Raw genomic sequence first — 17,044 nt, 5'->3', positions numbered from 1 at the left:
GGGGTCAGCGGACCGCGTCGCCGATGTGGTGGATGCGGACCAGGTTGGTGGATCCGCTGACGCCGGGGGGTGAGCCGGCGGTGATGACGACGACGTCGCCGGGTACGCAGCGGCCGATGCGCAGGAGCTCTTCTTCGACCTGGGCGACCATGGCGTCGGTGGAGTCGACGTGGGGGCCGAGGAAGGTTTCGACGCCCCAGGTGAGGTTGAGCTGGGAGCGGGTGGCGGGGTCGGGGGTGAAGGCGAGGAGGGGGATGGGCGAGCGGTAGCGGGAGAGCCGGCGGACGGTGTCTCCGCTCTGGGTGAAGGCGACGAGGAACTTGGCGCCGAGGAAGTCGCCCATTTCGGCGGCTGCGCGGGCGACCGCTCCGCCTTGGGTGCGGGGCTTGTTGCGGTCGGTGAGCGGGGGGAGGCCCTTGGCGAGGATGTCTTCTTCGGCGGCTTCGACGATGCGGGACATGGTGCGGACGGTTTCGATGGCGTATTTGCCGACGCTGGTTTCGCCGGAGAGCATGACGGCGTCGGTGCCGTCGATGATGGCGTTGGCGACGTCGGAGGCTTCGGCGCGGGTGGGCCGGGAGTTGTCGATCATCGAGTCGAGCATTTGGGTGGCGACGATGACGGGCTTGGCGTTGCGTTTGGCGAGCTTGACGGCGCGCTTCTGGACGATGGGGACTTGTTCCAGGGGCATTTCGACGCCGAGGTCTCCGCGGGCGACCATGATGCCGTCGAAGGCGGCGACGATGTCGTCGATGTTTTCGACTGCCTGGGGCTTTTCGACCTTGGCGATGACGGGGAGGCGTCGGCCTTCTTCGTCCATGATGCGGTGGACGTCTTCGATGTCGCTGCCGCTGCGGACGAAGGAGAGGGCGATGATGTCGGCGCCGATGCGCAGGGCCCAGCGGAGGTCGTCGATGTCCTTTTCGGAGAGGGCGGGTACGGAGACTGCGACGCCGGGGAGGTTGAGTCCCTTGTTGTCGGAGACCATGCCGCCTTCGATGACGCGGGTGTGGACGCGGGGTCCGTCGACGGCGGTGACTTCGAGGGTGACGCGGCCGTCGTCCACGAGGATGCGTTCGCCGGTGGTGACGTCTCCGGCGAGGCCCTTGTAGGTGGTGCCGCAGGTGTGGCGGTCGCCTTCATGGTCTTCGACGGTGATGGTGAATTCGTCGCCGCGTTCAAGGAGTACGGGGCCTTCGGCGAAGCGGCCCAGGCGGATCTTCGGGCCTTGAAGGTCCGCGAGGATGCCGACGCTGCGGCCGGTTTCGTCGGCAGCCTTGCGGACGCGCTGGTAGCGGTCCTCGTGTTCGGCGTAGGTGCCGTGGCTGAGGTTGAAGCGGGCGATGTCCATTCCGGCTTCGACCAGGGCTTTGATCTGGTCGTATGAGTCGGTGGCGGGGCCCAGGGTACATACGATTTTCGCTCGGCGCATGAGGCGAGCGTATGCCCCTACCAGGGAGTAGGAAATTGGTTCCGGGTGTCCACTCAACAACCTTTGAGCAAAAGCTTGTTGACAATTGTTGAATGTGCATGGGGGTGCTCTGATGAGCACCCCCGGGGCACCGAATGTTCGGGTTTTCAGAGCTGGGGAGGGGTCATCGTGAAGCGTGCGTTCACCTGCGCGTAGACGGTCTGGCGCTGGGGTTCGAGGTCGAGGGCGGGGGCGCCCGCGTCTTCAGCGGCGCTGAAGGCCATGGTGCGCATGGCGCCGCCGGCGGCCTGGAAGGGGGCGGGGGCGTTCTCGGCTCCGAGGTCGGCGAGTTCGACGAGGGCGGCGAGTTCGGCTCCGAGGGCGGCGGCGTATTCGCGGGCGCGCTGGACGGCTTCGAGGACGGCTTGGCGGCGGGCTTCGCCGTGGGCGGGTGAGGTGGGGCGCAGGGCCCACCAGGGTCCGTCGACTTGGGTGAGTTCGAGGTCGGCGAGGCGGGTGGTGAGTTCGCCGAGGGTGGTGAAGTCGTTGAGTTCGGCGGTGAGGTGGACGCGTCCGTGGTAGGCGCGGATGCGTTCGCCGCGGCCGTGGCGGGTGAGTTCGGGGGTGATGGAGAAGGCGCCGGTTTCGAGTTTTTCGACGGGGTCGCCGTAGCTTTTGACGAGGTCGAGGACGGCGTTGTTGCGGCGGGTGAGGTCTTCGAGGGCGGTGCGCCGGTCGGTGCCGCGGGCGCTGACGGTGATGCCGATGCGGGCGATTTCGGGGTCGACTTCGAGGGTGGCTTCGCCGCGGACTGCGACGCGGGGGACTTCGGGGGTTCCGTAGGGCTGGTGCGATGCGTGCGATGCGTCCTGGGTCATGGATTCACTGTCGCACTGCTGCTCGTACGGGGGTGGTCATCGGATCGAAACCTGGTGGGGGTGTTGCGGCTTGTTACTGCTGGGTCAGAATCTACGCGCGTTGCCTGTCTGTACACACGCACCTCACAAGGGGAGATGGCATGGCGTTCGACCGTAGGACATTTTTGGGCACTTCGGCTGCGACGGGTGCGGCTGTGGCGTTGGCGGGGGCCACGAGCTCCCCGGCGGCCGCGGCTGAGCCGGTGGCCGGCGGCGCTTCCGCCGGGGCGCCGAGGACGTACGCGTTCACGGTGATGGGGACGACGGACCTGCACGGGAACGTTTTCAACTGGGACTACTTCACGGACAGGGAGTTCGACGACAAGGCGCACAACGACGTCGGTCTGGCGAAGATCTCGACGCTGGTGAACCAGGTGCGGGCGGAGAAGGGGCGGCGCAACACGCTGCTGATCGATGCCGGGGACACCATTCAGGGGACGCAGCTTTCGTACTACTACGCGAAGGTGGATCCGATCACGGCGCGGCGTGGTCCGGTGCATCCGATGGCGCAGGCGATGAACGCGATCGGTTATGACGCGGCGGCGCTGGGGAACCACGAGTTCAATTACGGCATTCCGGTGCTGCGGAAGTTCGAGGAGCAGTGCGATTTCCCGCTGCTGGGGGCGAACGCGCTGGATGCGAAGACGTTGCGGCCGGCGTTCCCGCCGTACAGCATGCACCGGCTGCGGACGCCGTGCGGGCGGGATGTGAAGGTGGCGGTGCTGGGTCTGACGAATCCGGGGATCGCGATCTGGGACAAGGCGAACGTGCAGGGGAAAATGACGTTCCCGGGTCTTGAGGAGCAGGCGGCGAAGTACGTGCCGCGGCTGCGGTCGCTGGGTGCGGATGTGGTGATCGTGTCGGCGCATTCGGGTTCGAGCGGTACGTCGAGCTACGGGGACCAGCTGCCGTACATCGAGAACGCGGCGGGTCTGGTGGCGGAGCAGGTGCCGGGGATCGACGCGATCCTGGTGGGGCACGCGCATACGGAGATCCCGGAGTACCGGGTGCGGAACAAGGCGACGGGCAAGGACGTGGTGTTGTCCGAGCCGTTGAAGTGGGGGCAGCGGCTGACGCTGTTCGACTTCGAGCTGACGTGGGCGAAGGGCTGCTGGTCGGTGTCGAAGGTGTCGGCCCGGGTGCTGAATTCGAATGCGGCGGTGGAGGACCCGAAGATCGTGGGTCTGCTGTCGGACGAGCACCGCAAGGTCGTGGCGTATGTGAACCAGGTGATCGGTACGTCGACGCAGGCGATGTCTTCGGCGGACGGTCCGGTCAAGGACGTGGCGATCATCGATCTGATCAACCATGTGCAGGCGGAGACGGTGAAGGGCGCGCTGGCGGGTACGGAGTGGGGTGCGCTGCCGGTGTTGTCGCAGGCTTCGTGTTTCTCGCGGACGGCGGCGATTCCGGCCGGGCAGGTGACGATCCGGGATGCGGCGGGTCTGTATCCGTTCGAGAACACGCTGGAGGCGCGTCTGCTGACGGGTGCGCAGGTCAAGGATTATCTGGAGTATTCGGCGAAGTACTTCGTGCGGACGGCGCCGGGTGAGGTGGTGGATCCGGCGAAGCTGACGAACGCGGAGGGGACGCCGGACTACAACTACGACGCGGTGTACGGGTTGGTGTACGACGTCGACGTGTCCGAGCCGGTGGGTTCGCGGATCTCGGGGCTGTCGTTCCAGGGGAAGCCGGTGGATCCGGCGGCGCGGTTCGTGCTGGCGGTGAACAACTACCGGGCTTCGGGTGGCGGGAACTTCCCGCACGTGCCGCAGTCGAAGCAGTTGTGGGCGAACTCGGATGAAATACGCAACACGATCGTCCAGTGGGTGAAGGCGAAGGGGACGGTGGACCCGGCGCAGTTCGCGTCCGTGGACTGGCGGCTGACCCGAGCCGGGGCACCTGTCTTCTAGCCGATGGTGTTCTGAACGTTTCTCCTTAAAGGTGCTCGACCAGTGGGAGCAGTTCGCCGGGGGGTTGGGGGCGGGTGTGCTCCCGCTGTTCGAGGCCGAAGGTGGTGAAGGCGGTGCGGGTGGGCTGGGGGTAGGGCTCTTTGCCGGTGAGGGTGTTCAGGATGGCGGCGCTGCGCCAGGCGGCGAGGCCGAGGTCGGGGGCTCCGACGCCGTGGGTGTGGCGTTCGCCGTTCTGGACGAAGACGCTGCCGGTGACGGCGGGGTCGGTGATCATCCGGTAGCGGTCGTCGATGCGGGGGCGGCCGGAGGAGTCCTTGCGCAGGTAGGGGTCGAGTCCGGCGAGGAGGCGGGCGAGGGGGCGTTCGCGGTAGCCGGTGGCGAGGACGACGGCGTCGGTGGTGAGGCGGGAGCGGGTGCCCTGGTCCACGTGTTCGAGGTGGAGTTCGACCTTGGTGGTGGCGACGCGGCCGGCGGTGCGGACGCTGACTCCGGGGGTGAGGACGGCGTCGGGCCAGCCTCCGTCGAGGGTGCGGCGGTAGAGCTCCTCGTGGATGGCGGCGATGGTGGCGGCGTCGATGCCCTTGTGGAGTTGCCATTGGGCGGGGACGAGGCGGTCGCGGACCGGTTCGGGGAGGGAGTGGAAGTAGCGGGTGTAGTCGGGGGTGAAGTGTTCCAGGCCGAGCTTGGAGTACTCCATGGGGGCGAAGGAGGGGGTGCGGGCGAGCCAGGTGAGGCGTTCGCGGCCGGCGGGGCGGGAGCGGAGCAGGTCGAGGAAGACTTCGGCTCCGGACTGGCCCGATCCGATGACGGTGACGTGTTCGGCGCCGAGGATGCGCCGGCGGTTGTCGAGGTACTCGGAGGAGTGGATCACCGGGACGGTGGGGGCTTCGGCGAGGGGGCGCAGGGGTTCGGGGACGTAGGGGGCGGTGCCGATGCCGAGGGCGAGGTTGCGGGTGTAGGTGCGGCCGAGGGCTTCGGCTTCTCCGTCGGCGTCGACTTGGGTGAAGTCGACTTCGAAGAGGTCGCGTTCGGGGTTCCAGCGGACGGCGTCGACCTGGTGGCCGAAGTGGAGTCCGGGGAGGCGTCCGGCGACCCAGCGGCAGTAGGCGTCGTATTCGGCGCGCTGGATGTGGAAGCTCTCGGCGAAGTAGAAGGGGAAGAGGCGTTCCTTGTGCTTGAGGTAGCTGAGGAACGACCAGGGGCTGGTGGGGTCGGCGAGGGTGACGAGGTCGGCGAGGAAGGGGACTTGGAGGGTGGCTCCGTCGATGAGGAGTCCGGGGTGCCAGCGGAAGTCGCGGCGCTGGTCGTAGAAGGCGGTGGCGAGTTCCGGGGCGCCTTGTTGGGGCAGGCCGTGGGCGAGGGCGGCGAGGGAGAGGTTGAAGGGGCCGATGCCGATTCCGACGAGGTCGTGGGGTGCATCGTGCTGGGCGGTCATCGGTGGGTGCTGCCTTCCAGGAGGTTCACGAGGGCGTCCAGGTCCCCCGCCGTGGTGTGGGGGTTGAGCAGGGTGGCCTTGAGCCAGAGGCGGCCGTCGGCGGTGGCCCGGCCCAGTACGGCGGTGCCGCCCTGGAGGAGGGTGCGGCGCAGGGTGGCCAGTGCGGTGTCGTCGGCGTGGGTGGGCCGGAACAGGACGGTGCTGATGGTGGGCGCCGCGTGGAGTTCGAAGGCGGGGTGTGCTTCGAGGAGTCGGGCGAGTTGGTCGGCGCGGGCGCAGGTGCGGTCGATGAGGTGGGTGAGGCCGTCCCGTCCGAGGGAGCGCAGGGTGGCGGCGATCTTGAGGGCGTCTGCGCGGCGGGTGGTGCGCAGGGAGCGGCCGAGGAGGTCGGGGAGCCCGGCTTGGGTGTCGTCGGGGGCGTTGAGGTAGTCGGCCCGGTGGGCGAGGGGGGCGAGCAGGGTGGTGTCGGGGACGGTGAGGAGTCCGGCGGCGATGGGCTGCCAGCCGAGTTTGTGCAGGTCGAGGGTGATGGAGCGGGCGCGGTCGAGGCCGGCGAGTTTGGGGCGGTGGCGGGGGCTGAGGTGGAGGAGTCCGCCGTAGGCGGCGTCGATGTGGAGGTCGGCGCCGTGCTGGTCGCAGAGGTCGGCGAGGGCGTCGAGGGGGTCGATGAGGCCGGCGTCGGTGGTGCCGGCTGTGGCGGTGACGAGGACGGGGCCGGTGGTGGTGGCGAGGGCCTCGGCGAGGGTGGCGGGGGTGAGGGTGCCGGTGGGGGTGGGGAGGCTGCGGGCGGGGGGCAGGCCGAGGAGCCAGGCGGCGCGCGGGATGGAGTGGTGGGCGTTGGCGCCGTGCAGGACGGTGAGGTGGGGGCCGTGGCGTTCGCGGGCGAGGAGGAGCGCGAGGTGGTTGGCTTCGGTGCCGCCGGTGGTGAGGACGGCGTCGGGGTGGGGGGTGTCGTGGAACTCCGCGGCGAGCGTGCGGGTGAGGAGCGACTCGAGGGCTGAGGCGGCGGGGGCCTGGTCCCAGGAGTCGAGGGAGGCGTTGAGGGCGCTGGCGGCGAGGTCGGCGGCGGCCGCGACGGCGAGGGGCGGGCAGTGCAGGTGGGCTGCGCACAGGGGCTCGGCGGGGTCGGCGGCGCCGGCGGTGAGGGTGTGGACGAGGGTCCGTAGGGCTTCGTGGTCGCCGTGTCCGTGGTCGGGGAGGATCTCGCCGAGTGCGGCGGTGACGCGGGCGGTGACGGCCTCGGGTCCGCCGGCCGGGAGCGGTCCGCCGCGGGCGCGGGCTCCGGTGCGCAGGGCGTCGAGGACGGTGGCGAGGAGTGGTTGCAGGGCATCGGGGCCGTGGGGTCCGCCGGCGAGCGGGGCGGTGCGCCGTCTGCCTGTGCCGGGGGGCGCTGTCATGCGGTTGTCCTCACGGGAACGGTTCGGCGGCGGGTGGTGCCGCTCGCTGGGTCGGGGACCCGGGGGTACAACGATCCGACCCGAATGGGGTAACCGCCCGGGTTTATGAGTGGTTGATTTCCAGCCGTTGGCGGTCGCCGGGAGGGTTGGGTCCGCGGTCTGAGTAGGGGTACTCAGGTGCGGGGGCGCTGTCGTTCCGATACTGGCCGTCGGAGTGGCCGGTTGACGGGGGCGCTATGGAACGGCGAGGTCGGTCTCGGCTCGAAGTGTGGCTGCCGGTTGGGTACTTGGTGCTGGTGTTGGTGGTGCAGGTGTGGGTGGAGGTGGTGAGTCGGACCGGGGAGGTGTGGTTCGCCAGGGTGTGGTCGCTGCTGCTCACCGCGCCGTTCAGCTTTGTGGTGGCGGACGTGTTCCTGGACGGTCCGGGAGCGCTGGTCGTGCCGGAGGCGCTGCTCCGCACGGGTTTGGAGCCGGCGTCGGCTCCTGTCGGGGAGTGGGTGGATCCGTCGGCGTTCGGATCGCTGGGCTCGGGGGGCACGTGGGGCTTCTACGCCGCGCTGCTCGTCGGGGCGCTGCTCAACGCGGCGGCGATCTGGGGGCTGGTACGGGTGCTGCTGTCGGCGGGTCGCCGACTGGCCTCCCGGCGCGCGGAGCAGCACCCGTCGGCGTGAGGACCCCGGCCGGCGGCGGGGCCGTCCCGGCCTCCCGCCACCCCCCGGAGGGCGGGGGCGGGGCCGGGGCCGGGCCGGTGCCGGGTCGGCCGGTGCGGGCAGGGGGCGGCCGGCCGTTCCTGTCGGGGGTGGGGCCAGGGGGGCGGGCAGCGTCGGGCGGTCGTTGCTGTCGGGGGTGTGGCGGGGGTGGGGTTAGCGGCGGGTGCGGGCGGCTCGGGTGAGGTCGTCGAGGTGGTCCACGAGTTTGCGGTGGAGGAGGGGGGTGATGCCGGGGGCGGTCAGGGCGGCCTGACCGGCCTCGAGGTTGGCTTCGGTGATCTCGTGGCCCGGGAGGACCCAGCGGCCGGCGGCTTCGGCGATGGCGGGGCCGCGGCGGGCTGCGAGGGTGACGGCCTCGGAGTAGGCGCGGGGCACGTAGTCCCGTACCAGATCGGCCTGTTCGGGCTGCCAGAAGCCTTGGGCGGTGGCGGTGAAGAGGTAGTTGGACAGGGAGTCGTCGTGGAAGAGGCGCTCCCAGGCGGCGGCCTTCGCCTCGGCCGTCGGGAGGGCGGCCCGGCAGTGGGCGGCGCCTTCCCGGCCTGCGGCACTGGGGTCGGCGGCGAGGGCTTCGTCGATCTCGGCTTCGCCGGCCGCTCCGAGGACGGAGAGGCGGGCGAGGATGCGCCAGCGCAGTTCGGGGTCGAGTGCGGGGCCGCCGGGGACGGTACCGTCGGCGAACCAGCCGGCGATGGTGTCGGGCTGGGTGGCGCTGTCGACGAGGGTGCGGACGGCGAGGAGCCGCAGTCCGGGGTCGGAGCCGTCCTCGGTGCGCCGCAGCAGGTCGCGGGCGATGGAGGTGAGGGTGGTGAGGGCGTCGCTACGGCGGTCGGGGGTGAGGTGGCGGTCGGCGATCTGGGCTCGGGCGAAGGAGAGGACGCCTTGGACGATCGCGAGGTCGGTTTCGTCCGGGATGTGGGCTTCGGCGGTGGTCAGGTAGTCGGCGGCGGCCAGTTCGCCGTCGCGGACCATGTCGCGCAGGGAGTTCCAGACGACGGCGCGGGTGAGCGGGTCGGGGATGCGGGAGATGCCGCGCAGGGCGGTTTCCAGTGAGGTCTCGTCGAGGCGGACCTTGGCGTAGGTGAGGTCTCCGTCGTTGAGGACGAGGAGGGCGGGGCGCGGGCCGCTGACGGAGAGGATCTCGTCGGAGGGGACGTCGAGGGCGAGGACGTCGCGGGGTTCGAGGGCGCCGTCGGGGGCGCGGTCGTAGAGGCCGGCGGCGATGTGGTGGGGGCGGTTGCCGGTGCGGTCGACAGTGAGGGTCCAGCCTCCGTGGCTCTCTTCGAGCCGGGGGGTGAGGGTGTCGACGCCGGTGGTGCGCAGCCAGGTCTCGGCCCAGGTGTGGACGTCGCGGTCGGTGTGGGCGGCGAGGGAGTCGACGAAGTCGGCGAGGGAGGCGTTGGCGAACTTGTGGCGGGCGAAGTGGGTGTTGATGCCGGCCAGGAAGTCCTTCTCGCCGAGCCAGGCGACGAGTTGGCGCAGGGCGGAGGCGCCCTTGGCGTAGGAGATGCCGTCGAAGTTGAGGAGGGCGGAGGCGGTGTCGGGGACGGCGGCGGCGTCCGGGGCGACGGCGTGGGTGGAGGGGCGCTGGTCGGCGTCGTAGCCCCAGGGCTTGCGTTCCATGCCGAAGCCGGTCCAGGTCTCGGTGAAGCGGGTGGCTTCGATGAGCGTCTGGTAGCCCATGAACTCGGCGAAGGACTCGTTCAGCCAGATGTCGTCCCACCAGCTGAGGGTGACGAGGTCGCCGAACCACATGTGGGCCATCTCGTGCGCGATGGTGACGGCGCGGCGCTGGCGCTGGGCGTCGGTGACGGCGGAGCGGAAGACGTAGTCGTCGCGGAAGGTGACCAGGCCCGGGTTCTCCATGGCGCCGGCGTTGAACTCGGGTACGAAGGCCTGGTCGTAGGAGTCGAAGGGGTAGGGCTCGGCGAACTTCTCGTGGAAGCGGTCGTAGCAGGCGGTGGTGAGTTCGAGGATCTCCTGCGCGTCGGCGTCGAGGTGGGGGGCGAGGGAGCGTCGGCAGTGGATGCCGAAGGGGAGTCCGGCGTGTTCGGTGCGGACGCTGTGCCAGGGGCCGGCGGCGACGGCGGCGAGGTAGGTGGAGATGACGGGGGTGGGGGCGGAGGCCCAGATGCCGGCTTCGGGGGCGGAGGCGCCTGCCGGGCCGTCGCCGGCGGATCCCCCGGGGCCGCTGCCGCCGGGGCGTTCGCCGATGCGGGTGGTGATGCCGTTGGCGAGGACGGTCCAGTGCGCGGGGGCGGTGACGTTGAACTCGAACACGGCCTTGAGGTCGGGCTGGTCGAAGGCCGGGAAGACGCGCTGGACGTCGTCGAGGAACATCTGGGTGTAGACGTACGTCTCCCCGTCCGCGGGGTCGGTGAAGCGGTGCAGGCCTTCGCCGGTGCGGGAGTAGCGCATGCGGGCGGCGATGCGGAGTTCGTGGGGGCCTTCGGTGAGGCCGGTGAGGGGGAGGCGGCCGTCGCTGAGGGTGGCCGGGTCCAGGGGGTGTCCGTCGAGGGCGGCGGAGCGCAGTTCGTCCGGTTTCAGCTCGACGAAGGTGTCGCCGGCGGCGCGGGCGGCGAACCGGATGACGGTGCGGGACTCGAAGGTCTCGTCGCCGGTGGTGAGGTCGAGGGCGACCTCGTAGTGCCGGACGTCGATGAGCCGGGCTCGGAGCTGCGCTTCGTTGCGCGTCAGTGCGGACATGGGGCCCATGCTGCCGGATGGCGGCGCCGGGCCCCAGTTCCTACGCTTCGCCCGCGCTTCCGCCGTCGCCGTCGCTTTCGCCGGCGCTGTCGCCGTCGCTTTCGTCCTCGCCTGCGGCGATCGTCTCGTGGTGGCGGATGACCTCGGCGATGATGAAGTTGAGGAGCTTCTCGGCGAAGGCGGGGTCGAGCTTGGCGTTCTCGGCGAGCTGGCGCAGCCGGGCGATCTGGCGGGCCTCGCGGCCCGGGTCGGCCGGGGGCAGCTGGTGACGGGCCTTGAGGTGGCCGACCTGCTGGGTGCACTTGAACCGCTCGGCGAGCATGTGGACCACGGCCGCGTCGATGTTGTCGATGCTGTCCCTGAGCCGGGCCAGTTCGGCGGTGACGTTCTCGTCGATGTCCCTGGTGTTCATGGTCACCGAGAATACGTGGCGCGCGCCGTCGGTTCCTCGGCCGATCGACCATTGAGACGGGCCGGACGGGCCTTCCGGGGCGGACGGGCCTACGGCTCGGCGGGGTCGTGGGTGATCAGGTCTCCCGGCTGGCACTGGAGGGCGTCGCAGATCCGGGACAGGGTGGAGAAGCGGATGGCCTTGGCCCGGTCGTTCTTGAGCACGGACAGGTTGACGACGGTGATGCCGACCTGAGCGGACAGTTCGGTGAGCGTCATGCCGCGTTCGGCGAGGATGCGGTCGAGGTGGATCCGGATCGCGTGGAGTTCCTCTTCGGGCATCAGATGGTCCCTTCGAGGTCCTCTCGCATGCGCACGCCCTGGCGCATGATCTTCCCCATGATGACGGCGGCGAGGCCGGCGAGGATGAGCACCTGCGGCTCGGAGATCTCCGGCCCGGACAGCTCCATGGGCACCATGCTGGCGGCGAGCCAGGATTGCGACCACCCTACGGCGAGGCCCGCGAGCGGTGTGCCCGCGGTGACGAACCAGCCGAGGACGGTGAGTCGTCGCGCCGTCTTGTCGGTGAACGGTCCTTCCGTCACGACGGCGTCCAGCAGGCGGGAGAAGAGCAGCAGGGCGAGGGAGGCGAACAGCATCCAGGGCAGCCGTCCCCCGAGGTCGGCGGCGCGCTGCGCCGTCGAGGGGTCGTTCTGGCAGAGCCGCGCTTCGCTGCTGGACGCGTCCACGCCCTCGCCGACCGGCAGGCCGCCCTCCAGCGTGGCGTTGGTCCAGTAGCCGGTTTGTACGCAGACCGCCCCGTCGTCGGTCAGGTGCGAGACAGCCGTGCCGATGAAACTGAGCCCCCAGAGCATTGCCAGTCCGAAGGTCAGGGTGGCCAGGATCTTCGTGAATCGCGTGTTCATCGCGTTCCCCCTATCGATTTTCGATATGCCTGAGACTAGAGGACCATATCGATAATCGACAAGTGGGTCAGGCCGGAGAGGCTCAGAGAGGGAGGAGCGCCGTGACCAGCCAGCCGCCTTCGGGGGCGGGGCCGGCAGTGAGGGAGCCGCCGAGGGCTTCGGCGCGTTCGGCCATGCCGACGAGGCCGTAGCCGCCGCCGCGGGCGTTCTCGGAGAGTTTCGCGGGGCGGCCGCCGTCGTCGGCGATCCGGACCTCCAGGCCCGCCGGGACGGTCCGCAGGCCGACCCGGACGGCGGTGGCGGTCGCTGCGTGCTTGCCGATGTTCGTGAGGGCTTCGAGGACGATGCGGTGGGCGGTGGCGGCGACGTCGGCGGGGAGCCGGGCCTCCAGGCCCTCCTCCACGTAGAGGACGACGGGCGGGCCGGTGGCGGCGAACCGCTCCGTCAGCTCACGGATCTCGCGGAGGCCGGCGACGGGGGCGGTACCGGCGGAGCCGGCCTTGCCGGAGCCCTGGCGGGAGCCCCGGCCGGTGCTCTTGCCGGTGCTCTTGCCGGTGCTCTTGCCCGTCTCCGGGCCGGTGTCCGTGGCGCCCTCGCGGAGGATCTTGACCAGGCGGCGCATGGAGCCGAGCGCCTCGTCCCCGGCGGTCTCGATGCGGCCGAAGATCTCGGCGGCGCGTTCGGCGGAGACCTTGGTGTAACGGGCGGCGCGCGCCTCGACGACGATCCCCGTCACGTGGTGGGCGACGAGGTCGTGGAGCTCGCGGGCCAGCTCCAGGCGCTCGGCACTGCGTACGGCGCGCAGCTCGCGGACGCGCTGGACGGACTGCAGGCGCAGGAGCAGGGAGTACGCGGTGACGACGACGGCGAGCACGGAGAAGAGCAGCGTGAAGCGGCCCGGGTCGGCGTCGCGTACGGGCGCGGCCATGGAGCCGAGGGCGAGGAGGGGGCCCAGGACCGCGGCGGTGCGGGCGGGGGCGCGGAGCAGGACCTGGGTGAGGAGGACGAGCAGGGCGATGGCTTCGCCGCCGCCCCAGACCACGAGGGGGTGGTGGCTGAAGAGCAGGGAGAGGGTGACGGCCCAGGTGACGGCGGCGGCGAACCAGGCGCGGGCGAGGAGCGGGATGCGCGGCCAGGGCGCGGCGCTGAGGCAGACGAGGATGCCGGACACCCAGACGGCGGCGTGCGGGGTGCTGGGCTGGCGGGCGAGGACGACGCCCTCGAAGGTGACGAGGGAGAGGAGGGTGACGGAGAGGAGGATCCGGATCCAGTCCGCGGCGTAGGGGTGCCGGCGGGCCCACGGCCCCAGGGGACTCACGCGGGGCCCCTGCGGGGGGCTCCGCCGGTCGCACGAGTCTCCGCGCGGGCGGCTCCGCCGGCGGCACGGGGCTCAGTACGGGCGGCACCGCCAGCGGTACAGGGCTCCGCACGGGCGGCACCGCCAGCGGCACGGGACTCCCGACGGACGGCACCACCAGCGGCACGGGACTCCCGACGGACGGCACCACCAGCGGCACGGGACTCCCGACGGACGGCACCACCAGCGGTACAGGCGGCCCCGCCCGGAAGGCGGGCGGCCCCACCAAGGAGGCGGGCGGCCCCACCAAGGAGGCGGGCGGCCCCACCAAGGAGGCGGGCGGCCCCGCCAGGGAGGCGGGCGGCCCCGCCAGCGGTACAGGCGGCCCCGCCGGCGAGGCGGGGGGCTCCGCCAGGACGGCAGGCGGCTCCGCCAGGACGGCAGAGGGCTCCGCCAGGAAGGCGGGCGACTCCGCCGGCAGTACGGGCGTCTTCGCCGGGGGCGTGGGGGCTTTGGTGCAGGTGGGGGCCGTGGTTCGGTGGGGCGGTGCCCGCACCCGTGGGGGCCGGGGGCGGCGTGCGCCGGCTTCCTGGGGCGCCGCCCCAGACCCCGCGCCTCAAACGCCGGCGAGGCTGATTCTGCCCGGCGGCGCTTGAACGCCGACCGGGCCGGTTCTCGCGGACGGCTCCCGAACGGCGAAGAGGATTCCGCCCGGCGGCCCGGGAAGGGCGACGCAGCCGACGCTCCACCGCAACAGCCGAACGACCGCGCGACTGCCCCTGACGCGGAGCACCCGCACATCGACAGCGCGGCCTCCGCCCTGCGGCTCCCGACCGCCGACACGGCACGTTCCTCTCGGCGGCACGGCAACAGGGACGCGGCTGACCCTGCCCCGCGGCACCCGGCCGCCCCCGCGGCGGATCCTGCTCGGCCGCACCCGGACGGCGACGCAGTCGGCCCTCCCCCGCAGTGCCTGAACACCCGCCCCTCGCACTCCACCCCGCGGCACCCGACCACCCGCCCGGCGGGTGCTGACCCGTGGCGCCGCAGCGCCCGCCCCTCGCCCTCCGCCCCCCACCGCCGCAGCGCCCGCCCCTCGGCTTCCGACCCGTGGCGTCGGGTCGGCCGGGCGGCGGTGGGGGCCGCCTCGCGGTGGTCGCGGGGTGGGTGGGGTCGGGGCGGGGGTGGGTCACGCCGGGGTGCCCGCCAGGCCGCTTTCCCAGGCCCAGGCGGCGATTTCGACGCGGTTTCGGGCATCCAGTTTGGCCTGGACGTTGGCCAGGTGGGTCTTGACCGTGGAGAGGGAGACGAAGAGTTCCCCGGCGATCTCGGCGTTGGTCAGCCCGCGCGCGAGGCAGCGTACGACCTCGCGTTCCCGGTCCGTGAGGGGCTCCGCCGGGCGGCGGGCGGCCGCGGCGGCGGCCGGCGTGCGGTGCGCCATTTCGCGCAGCAACCGTACGGTGATGGCGGGTGAGACGAGGGAGTCTCCGACGGCTGCCGCACGTACTGCTTCAACCAGCATGGCCGGACTCGCGTCTTTGAGGAGGAAGCCGGACGCTCCGCCCTGGAGCGCCGCGTGGACGTACTCGTCGAGGTCGAAGGTGGTGACGATGACGATGCGGGGGGTCTCGCGGCCCGAGAGCCGGCGGGTGACTTCGAGTCCGTCGAGTTTGGGCATGCGGATGTCGAGGAGCAGGACGTCGGGCCGGTGTTCGGCGACGGCCGCGAGGGCCGCTTCGCCGTCTTCCACGTCGGCGACCACCTCGATGTCGGGCTGGCTTTCGAGGATCATCCGGAAGCCGGTCCTGACCATCTCCTGGTCGTCCGCGATGATCACTCTGATCGTCATGCGCCGCCTGCCCCACTGTCGCCCGTTGCCTGTGCCGTCCCGGTTTCCCCGGCATTCCCACGCGGTGGGATCTCTCCATGGGACCTGCGGGCGCCTCGGCCCGCAACCGCACGGCAGAGCCCCGGGAGCATGCCGCAAGGCCGGAACGGCGTCGTTCCGGCCTCACGGGACTTCGGTCGACCTTACGGACATGCGGGGCATTGCGCCTCATTCTTCCGGCCCCCATCGGACGGGGCGGGTGGGCCGGAAGACCTGTGGGGGGTCCGGGGGCCGGTCAGAGCGTGGCGGCCGCGCTCTTGATCGCCGCCGCGAAGGTGGAGACCTCCGTGTAGACGCCGGGGTAGTCGGGGCGCGCGCAGCCCTCGCCCCAGCTGACTATGCCGACCTGGATCCAGGCGTTCGCGTTGTCCCGGCGGAACATGGGGCCGCCGGAGTCGCCCTGGCAGGTGTCGACGCCGCCCGCGTCGAATCCGGCGCAGATCTCCTCGGCGGGCACGAGCGAGCTGCCGTAGGAGGCCTGGCAGGAGGCGTCGGAGACGAAGGGGACGGTGGCCTTCTGCAGGTAGCGCTGCTGGCCTCCGCCTTCCCGGGTGGCGCCCCAGCCGGCGACGGTGAAGGTGCCGTTGTCGTAGGCCTTGGTGTCGGCGATCTTGAGGGTGGGCAGGTTGATGGGCTTGGCGAGCTTGATCAGCGCCCAGTCCTTGCCCGCGCCGTTGTAGCCGGGGGCCCGGAGGACCTTGGTGGACTTGACCTTGATGGCGCTGGAGCTGTTGAGGTCGACGACTCCGGCGGTGGCGGTGATGGAGGTGTTGTTGCCGGAGGCGCTCACACAGTGAGCGGCGGTGAGCACGATCTGCTGGGTGTAGAGGGCGCCGCCGCAGCCCATGGAGAGGCGGACCATGAAGGGGAACTCTCCCTGGGCGGCGCGGGTGCCTCCGACGACGGGCGCCGTGCCGGCGGTGGCGGTGCCGGGCTGGAGGCTGACGGCCGCGAGGGCCACCGCTCCGACGGCGAGGACGCGCTTGAGGGTGGTGACGAGGCTGGACACAGTCGACACACTGCCTTTCGTGGGGGGCTGGGCCGTGCGCGTCACCTCGTGACGGGTGGGATGGACCGCGCGGGTGACGGGGACATGACACACCGCTCGCGCCGGACCCATCAAGAACGCGTTTTCGGACAACTTCCGGCCGGAGGCGCCCCATGACGCACAACGGTCGGCGCGACAGCCCGATCGAGCACGGATTTCCTCATCTGGAGACGGTCCGCGCGGCCGTCACCGCGCTGTTCCGGCGGCTGTCCGCCGACGGGATCCGCGCCTACGGCACCTCCTTCGCCCCCGCCGACGCGGCCTTCCCCGCCACCGAGGACCTGTATCCGGGCGCCCATCGGGTGGCTTCCGCGGTGGTCCGCGCCCTGCGGCTGCCCGACGCGCGCCTGATCGTGGGCTTCCGGGCCATGGAGGAGGCCGCGACCGTGGAACTGACCGCCGGGCCCGAGTACTTCGTCGAGGTCAGCGACCGCTTTCGCGTGCACCGCCGCGATCTGGCGGCCGCCCTCGCCCACGAGGTCACGCACGTGCTGCTGCACCGCCTGGACCTGCGGTTCCCCACCACCGCCGCCAACGAGATCCTCACCGACACCGCCGCCGCCTACCTCGGCGCCGGCTGGCTGCTCCTCGACGCCTACCGGGAGGACGAGCTCACCCACCAGAAGCTCGGCTACCTCACCCCGGAGGAGTTCGGCTACGTCCTGGCCCGGCGCGGCCGGTTCCTCGGCGGCGAGGACCTCTCGGCGTGGTTCACCAGCCCGCAGGCCTACGAGGCGTACGTGCGCGGCCGCGCCCTGGCCGACCGGGACCTGCGCCGGGCCCCCCTCGCGGCGGCCGGCCGCCGGGAGCGGCTGCGGTACGCGGCGGCCCGCCTGACCCGAGCCGCCGCACCCGGAGCCCCGTACGGCTTCGAGGAACACCCGGCCGGGCTGCGGGTGGGGTTCCCGTGCCCGGTGTGCGGGCAGCGGCTGCGGCTCCCCGCACACCGCGGGCCGGTCCGGGCCCGCTGCGGACTGTGCCGCACGGTGCTGGACTGCGACACCTAGGG

General features: G+C 71.6%; 14 protein-coding genes. 3 read left to right on the top strand and 11 right to left on the bottom strand.

Annotation, left to right across the window (positions count from 1 at the left end):
- Nucleotides 1–4: 4 nt before the first annotated feature.
- Both pyk and ACIQV3_RS04890 read right to left on the bottom strand, forming a co-directional pair.
- A complete protein-coding gene (gene pyk / locus ACIQV3_RS04895) occupies nucleotides 5–1,432 on the bottom strand; it encodes a pyruvate kinase (protein ID WP_327307283.1) in 1,428 nt (475 codons plus the stop codon).
- A 146-nt stretch (nucleotides 1,433–1,578) separates the two neighbouring features.
- On the bottom strand, nucleotides 1,579–2,289 hold the full coding sequence (locus ACIQV3_RS04890; RefSeq protein WP_403709798.1) for an SIMPL domain-containing protein: 711 nt from the start codon (nucleotides 2,287–2,289) through the stop codon (nucleotides 1,579–1,581).
- A gap of 140 nt (nucleotides 2,290–2,429) precedes the next feature.
- On the opposite strand from ACIQV3_RS04890, the gene ACIQV3_RS04885 reads away from it, so the two are divergent.
- Entirely contained in the window at nucleotides 2,430–4,241 is a 1,812-nt protein-coding gene (locus ACIQV3_RS04885) for a bifunctional metallophosphatase/5'-nucleotidase (protein WP_403709796.1), read from the top strand.
- Nucleotides 4,242–4,266: 25 nt separating this feature from the next.
- Here ACIQV3_RS04885 and ACIQV3_RS04880 read toward each other — a convergent pair whose 3' ends face one another.
- Both ACIQV3_RS04880 and ACIQV3_RS04875 read right to left on the bottom strand, forming a co-directional pair.
- Nucleotides 4,267–5,676, bottom strand: coding sequence for a lysine N(6)-hydroxylase/L-ornithine N(5)-oxygenase family protein (locus ACIQV3_RS04880; RefSeq protein WP_403709794.1), 1,410 nt, complete (start codon nucleotides 5,674–5,676; stop codon nucleotides 4,267–4,269).
- The gene (locus ACIQV3_RS04875; protein WP_403709792.1) at nucleotides 5,673–7,073 is read right to left on the bottom strand and encodes a pyridoxal phosphate-dependent decarboxylase family protein; all 1,401 of its coding nucleotides are present in this window, start codon (nucleotides 7,071–7,073) and stop codon (nucleotides 5,673–5,675) included. Before ACIQV3_RS04875 ends, ACIQV3_RS04880 begins: the two co-directional genes overlap by 4 nt.
- Nucleotides 7,074–7,309: 236 nt before the next feature.
- Here ACIQV3_RS04875 and ACIQV3_RS04870 point away from each other — a divergent pair, with 236 nt between their 5' ends.
- The gene (locus tag ACIQV3_RS04870; RefSeq protein ID WP_403709790.1) at nucleotides 7,310–7,744 is read left to right on the top strand and encodes an SCO4225 family membrane protein; all 435 of its coding nucleotides are present in this window, start codon (nucleotides 7,310–7,312) and stop codon (nucleotides 7,742–7,744) included.
- Between the two features lie 192 nt (nucleotides 7,745–7,936).
- On the opposite strand, the gene pepN is transcribed toward ACIQV3_RS04870, so the two are convergent.
- The 7 genes from pepN to ACIQV3_RS04835 all read right to left on the bottom strand — a co-directional run bounded on the left by pepN (nucleotide 7,937) and on the right by ACIQV3_RS04835 (nucleotide 16,005).
- Nucleotides 7,937–10,495 (bottom strand): aminopeptidase N, encoded by a 2,559-nt coding sequence (gene pepN / locus ACIQV3_RS04865; protein WP_403709788.1) that lies wholly within the window; start codon nucleotides 10,493–10,495, stop codon nucleotides 7,937–7,939.
- Nucleotides 10,496–10,526: 31 nt separating this feature from the next.
- On the bottom strand, nucleotides 10,527–10,898 hold the full coding sequence (locus ACIQV3_RS04860; protein WP_403709786.1) for a chorismate mutase: 372 nt from the start codon (nucleotides 10,896–10,898) through the stop codon (nucleotides 10,527–10,529).
- Nucleotides 10,899–10,987: 89 nt separating this feature from the next.
- Nucleotides 10,988–11,218, bottom strand: a complete 231-nt coding sequence (locus tag ACIQV3_RS04855; protein WP_403709784.1) for a helix-turn-helix domain-containing protein — start codon at nucleotides 11,216–11,218, stop codon at nucleotides 10,988–10,990.
- A complete protein-coding gene (locus ACIQV3_RS04850) occupies nucleotides 11,218–11,802 on the bottom strand; it encodes a DUF2975 domain-containing protein (protein ID WP_403709782.1) in 585 nt (194 codons plus the stop codon). Before ACIQV3_RS04850 ends, ACIQV3_RS04855 begins: the two co-directional genes overlap by 1 nt.
- 82 nt (nucleotides 11,803–11,884) lie before the next feature.
- Nucleotides 11,885–13,120 carry a sensor histidine kinase gene (locus ACIQV3_RS04845; protein ID WP_403709780.1) on the bottom strand — a complete coding sequence of 412 codons (1,236 nt, stop codon included), beginning with the start codon at nucleotides 13,118–13,120 and terminating at the stop codon, nucleotides 11,885–11,887.
- A gap of 1,168 nt (nucleotides 13,121–14,288) precedes the next feature.
- A complete protein-coding gene (locus tag ACIQV3_RS04840; RefSeq protein ID WP_403709779.1) occupies nucleotides 14,289–14,948 on the bottom strand; it encodes a response regulator in 660 nt (219 codons plus the stop codon).
- 274 nt (nucleotides 14,949–15,222) lie between these two features.
- Nucleotides 15,223–16,005 carry a serine protease gene (locus ACIQV3_RS04835; RefSeq protein WP_403709777.1) on the bottom strand — a complete coding sequence of 261 codons (783 nt, stop codon included), beginning with the start codon at nucleotides 16,003–16,005 and terminating at the stop codon, nucleotides 15,223–15,225.
- 143 nt (nucleotides 16,006–16,148) lie between these two features.
- Here ACIQV3_RS04835 and ACIQV3_RS04830 point away from each other — a divergent pair, with 143 nt between their 5' ends.
- Nucleotides 16,149–17,042 carry a hypothetical protein gene (locus ACIQV3_RS04830; protein WP_403709775.1) on the top strand — a complete coding sequence of 298 codons (894 nt, stop codon included), beginning with the start codon at nucleotides 16,149–16,151 and terminating at the stop codon, nucleotides 17,040–17,042.
- Nucleotides 17,043–17,044: the final 2 nt, after the last annotated feature.

It is taken from the genome of Streptomyces sp. NPDC099050, assembly GCF_044759865.1.
Classification (GTDB): Bacteria; Actinomycetota; Actinomycetes; order Streptomycetales; family Streptomycetaceae; genus Streptomyces.
This window is presented reverse-complemented; position numbering and strand designations above follow the sequence as displayed.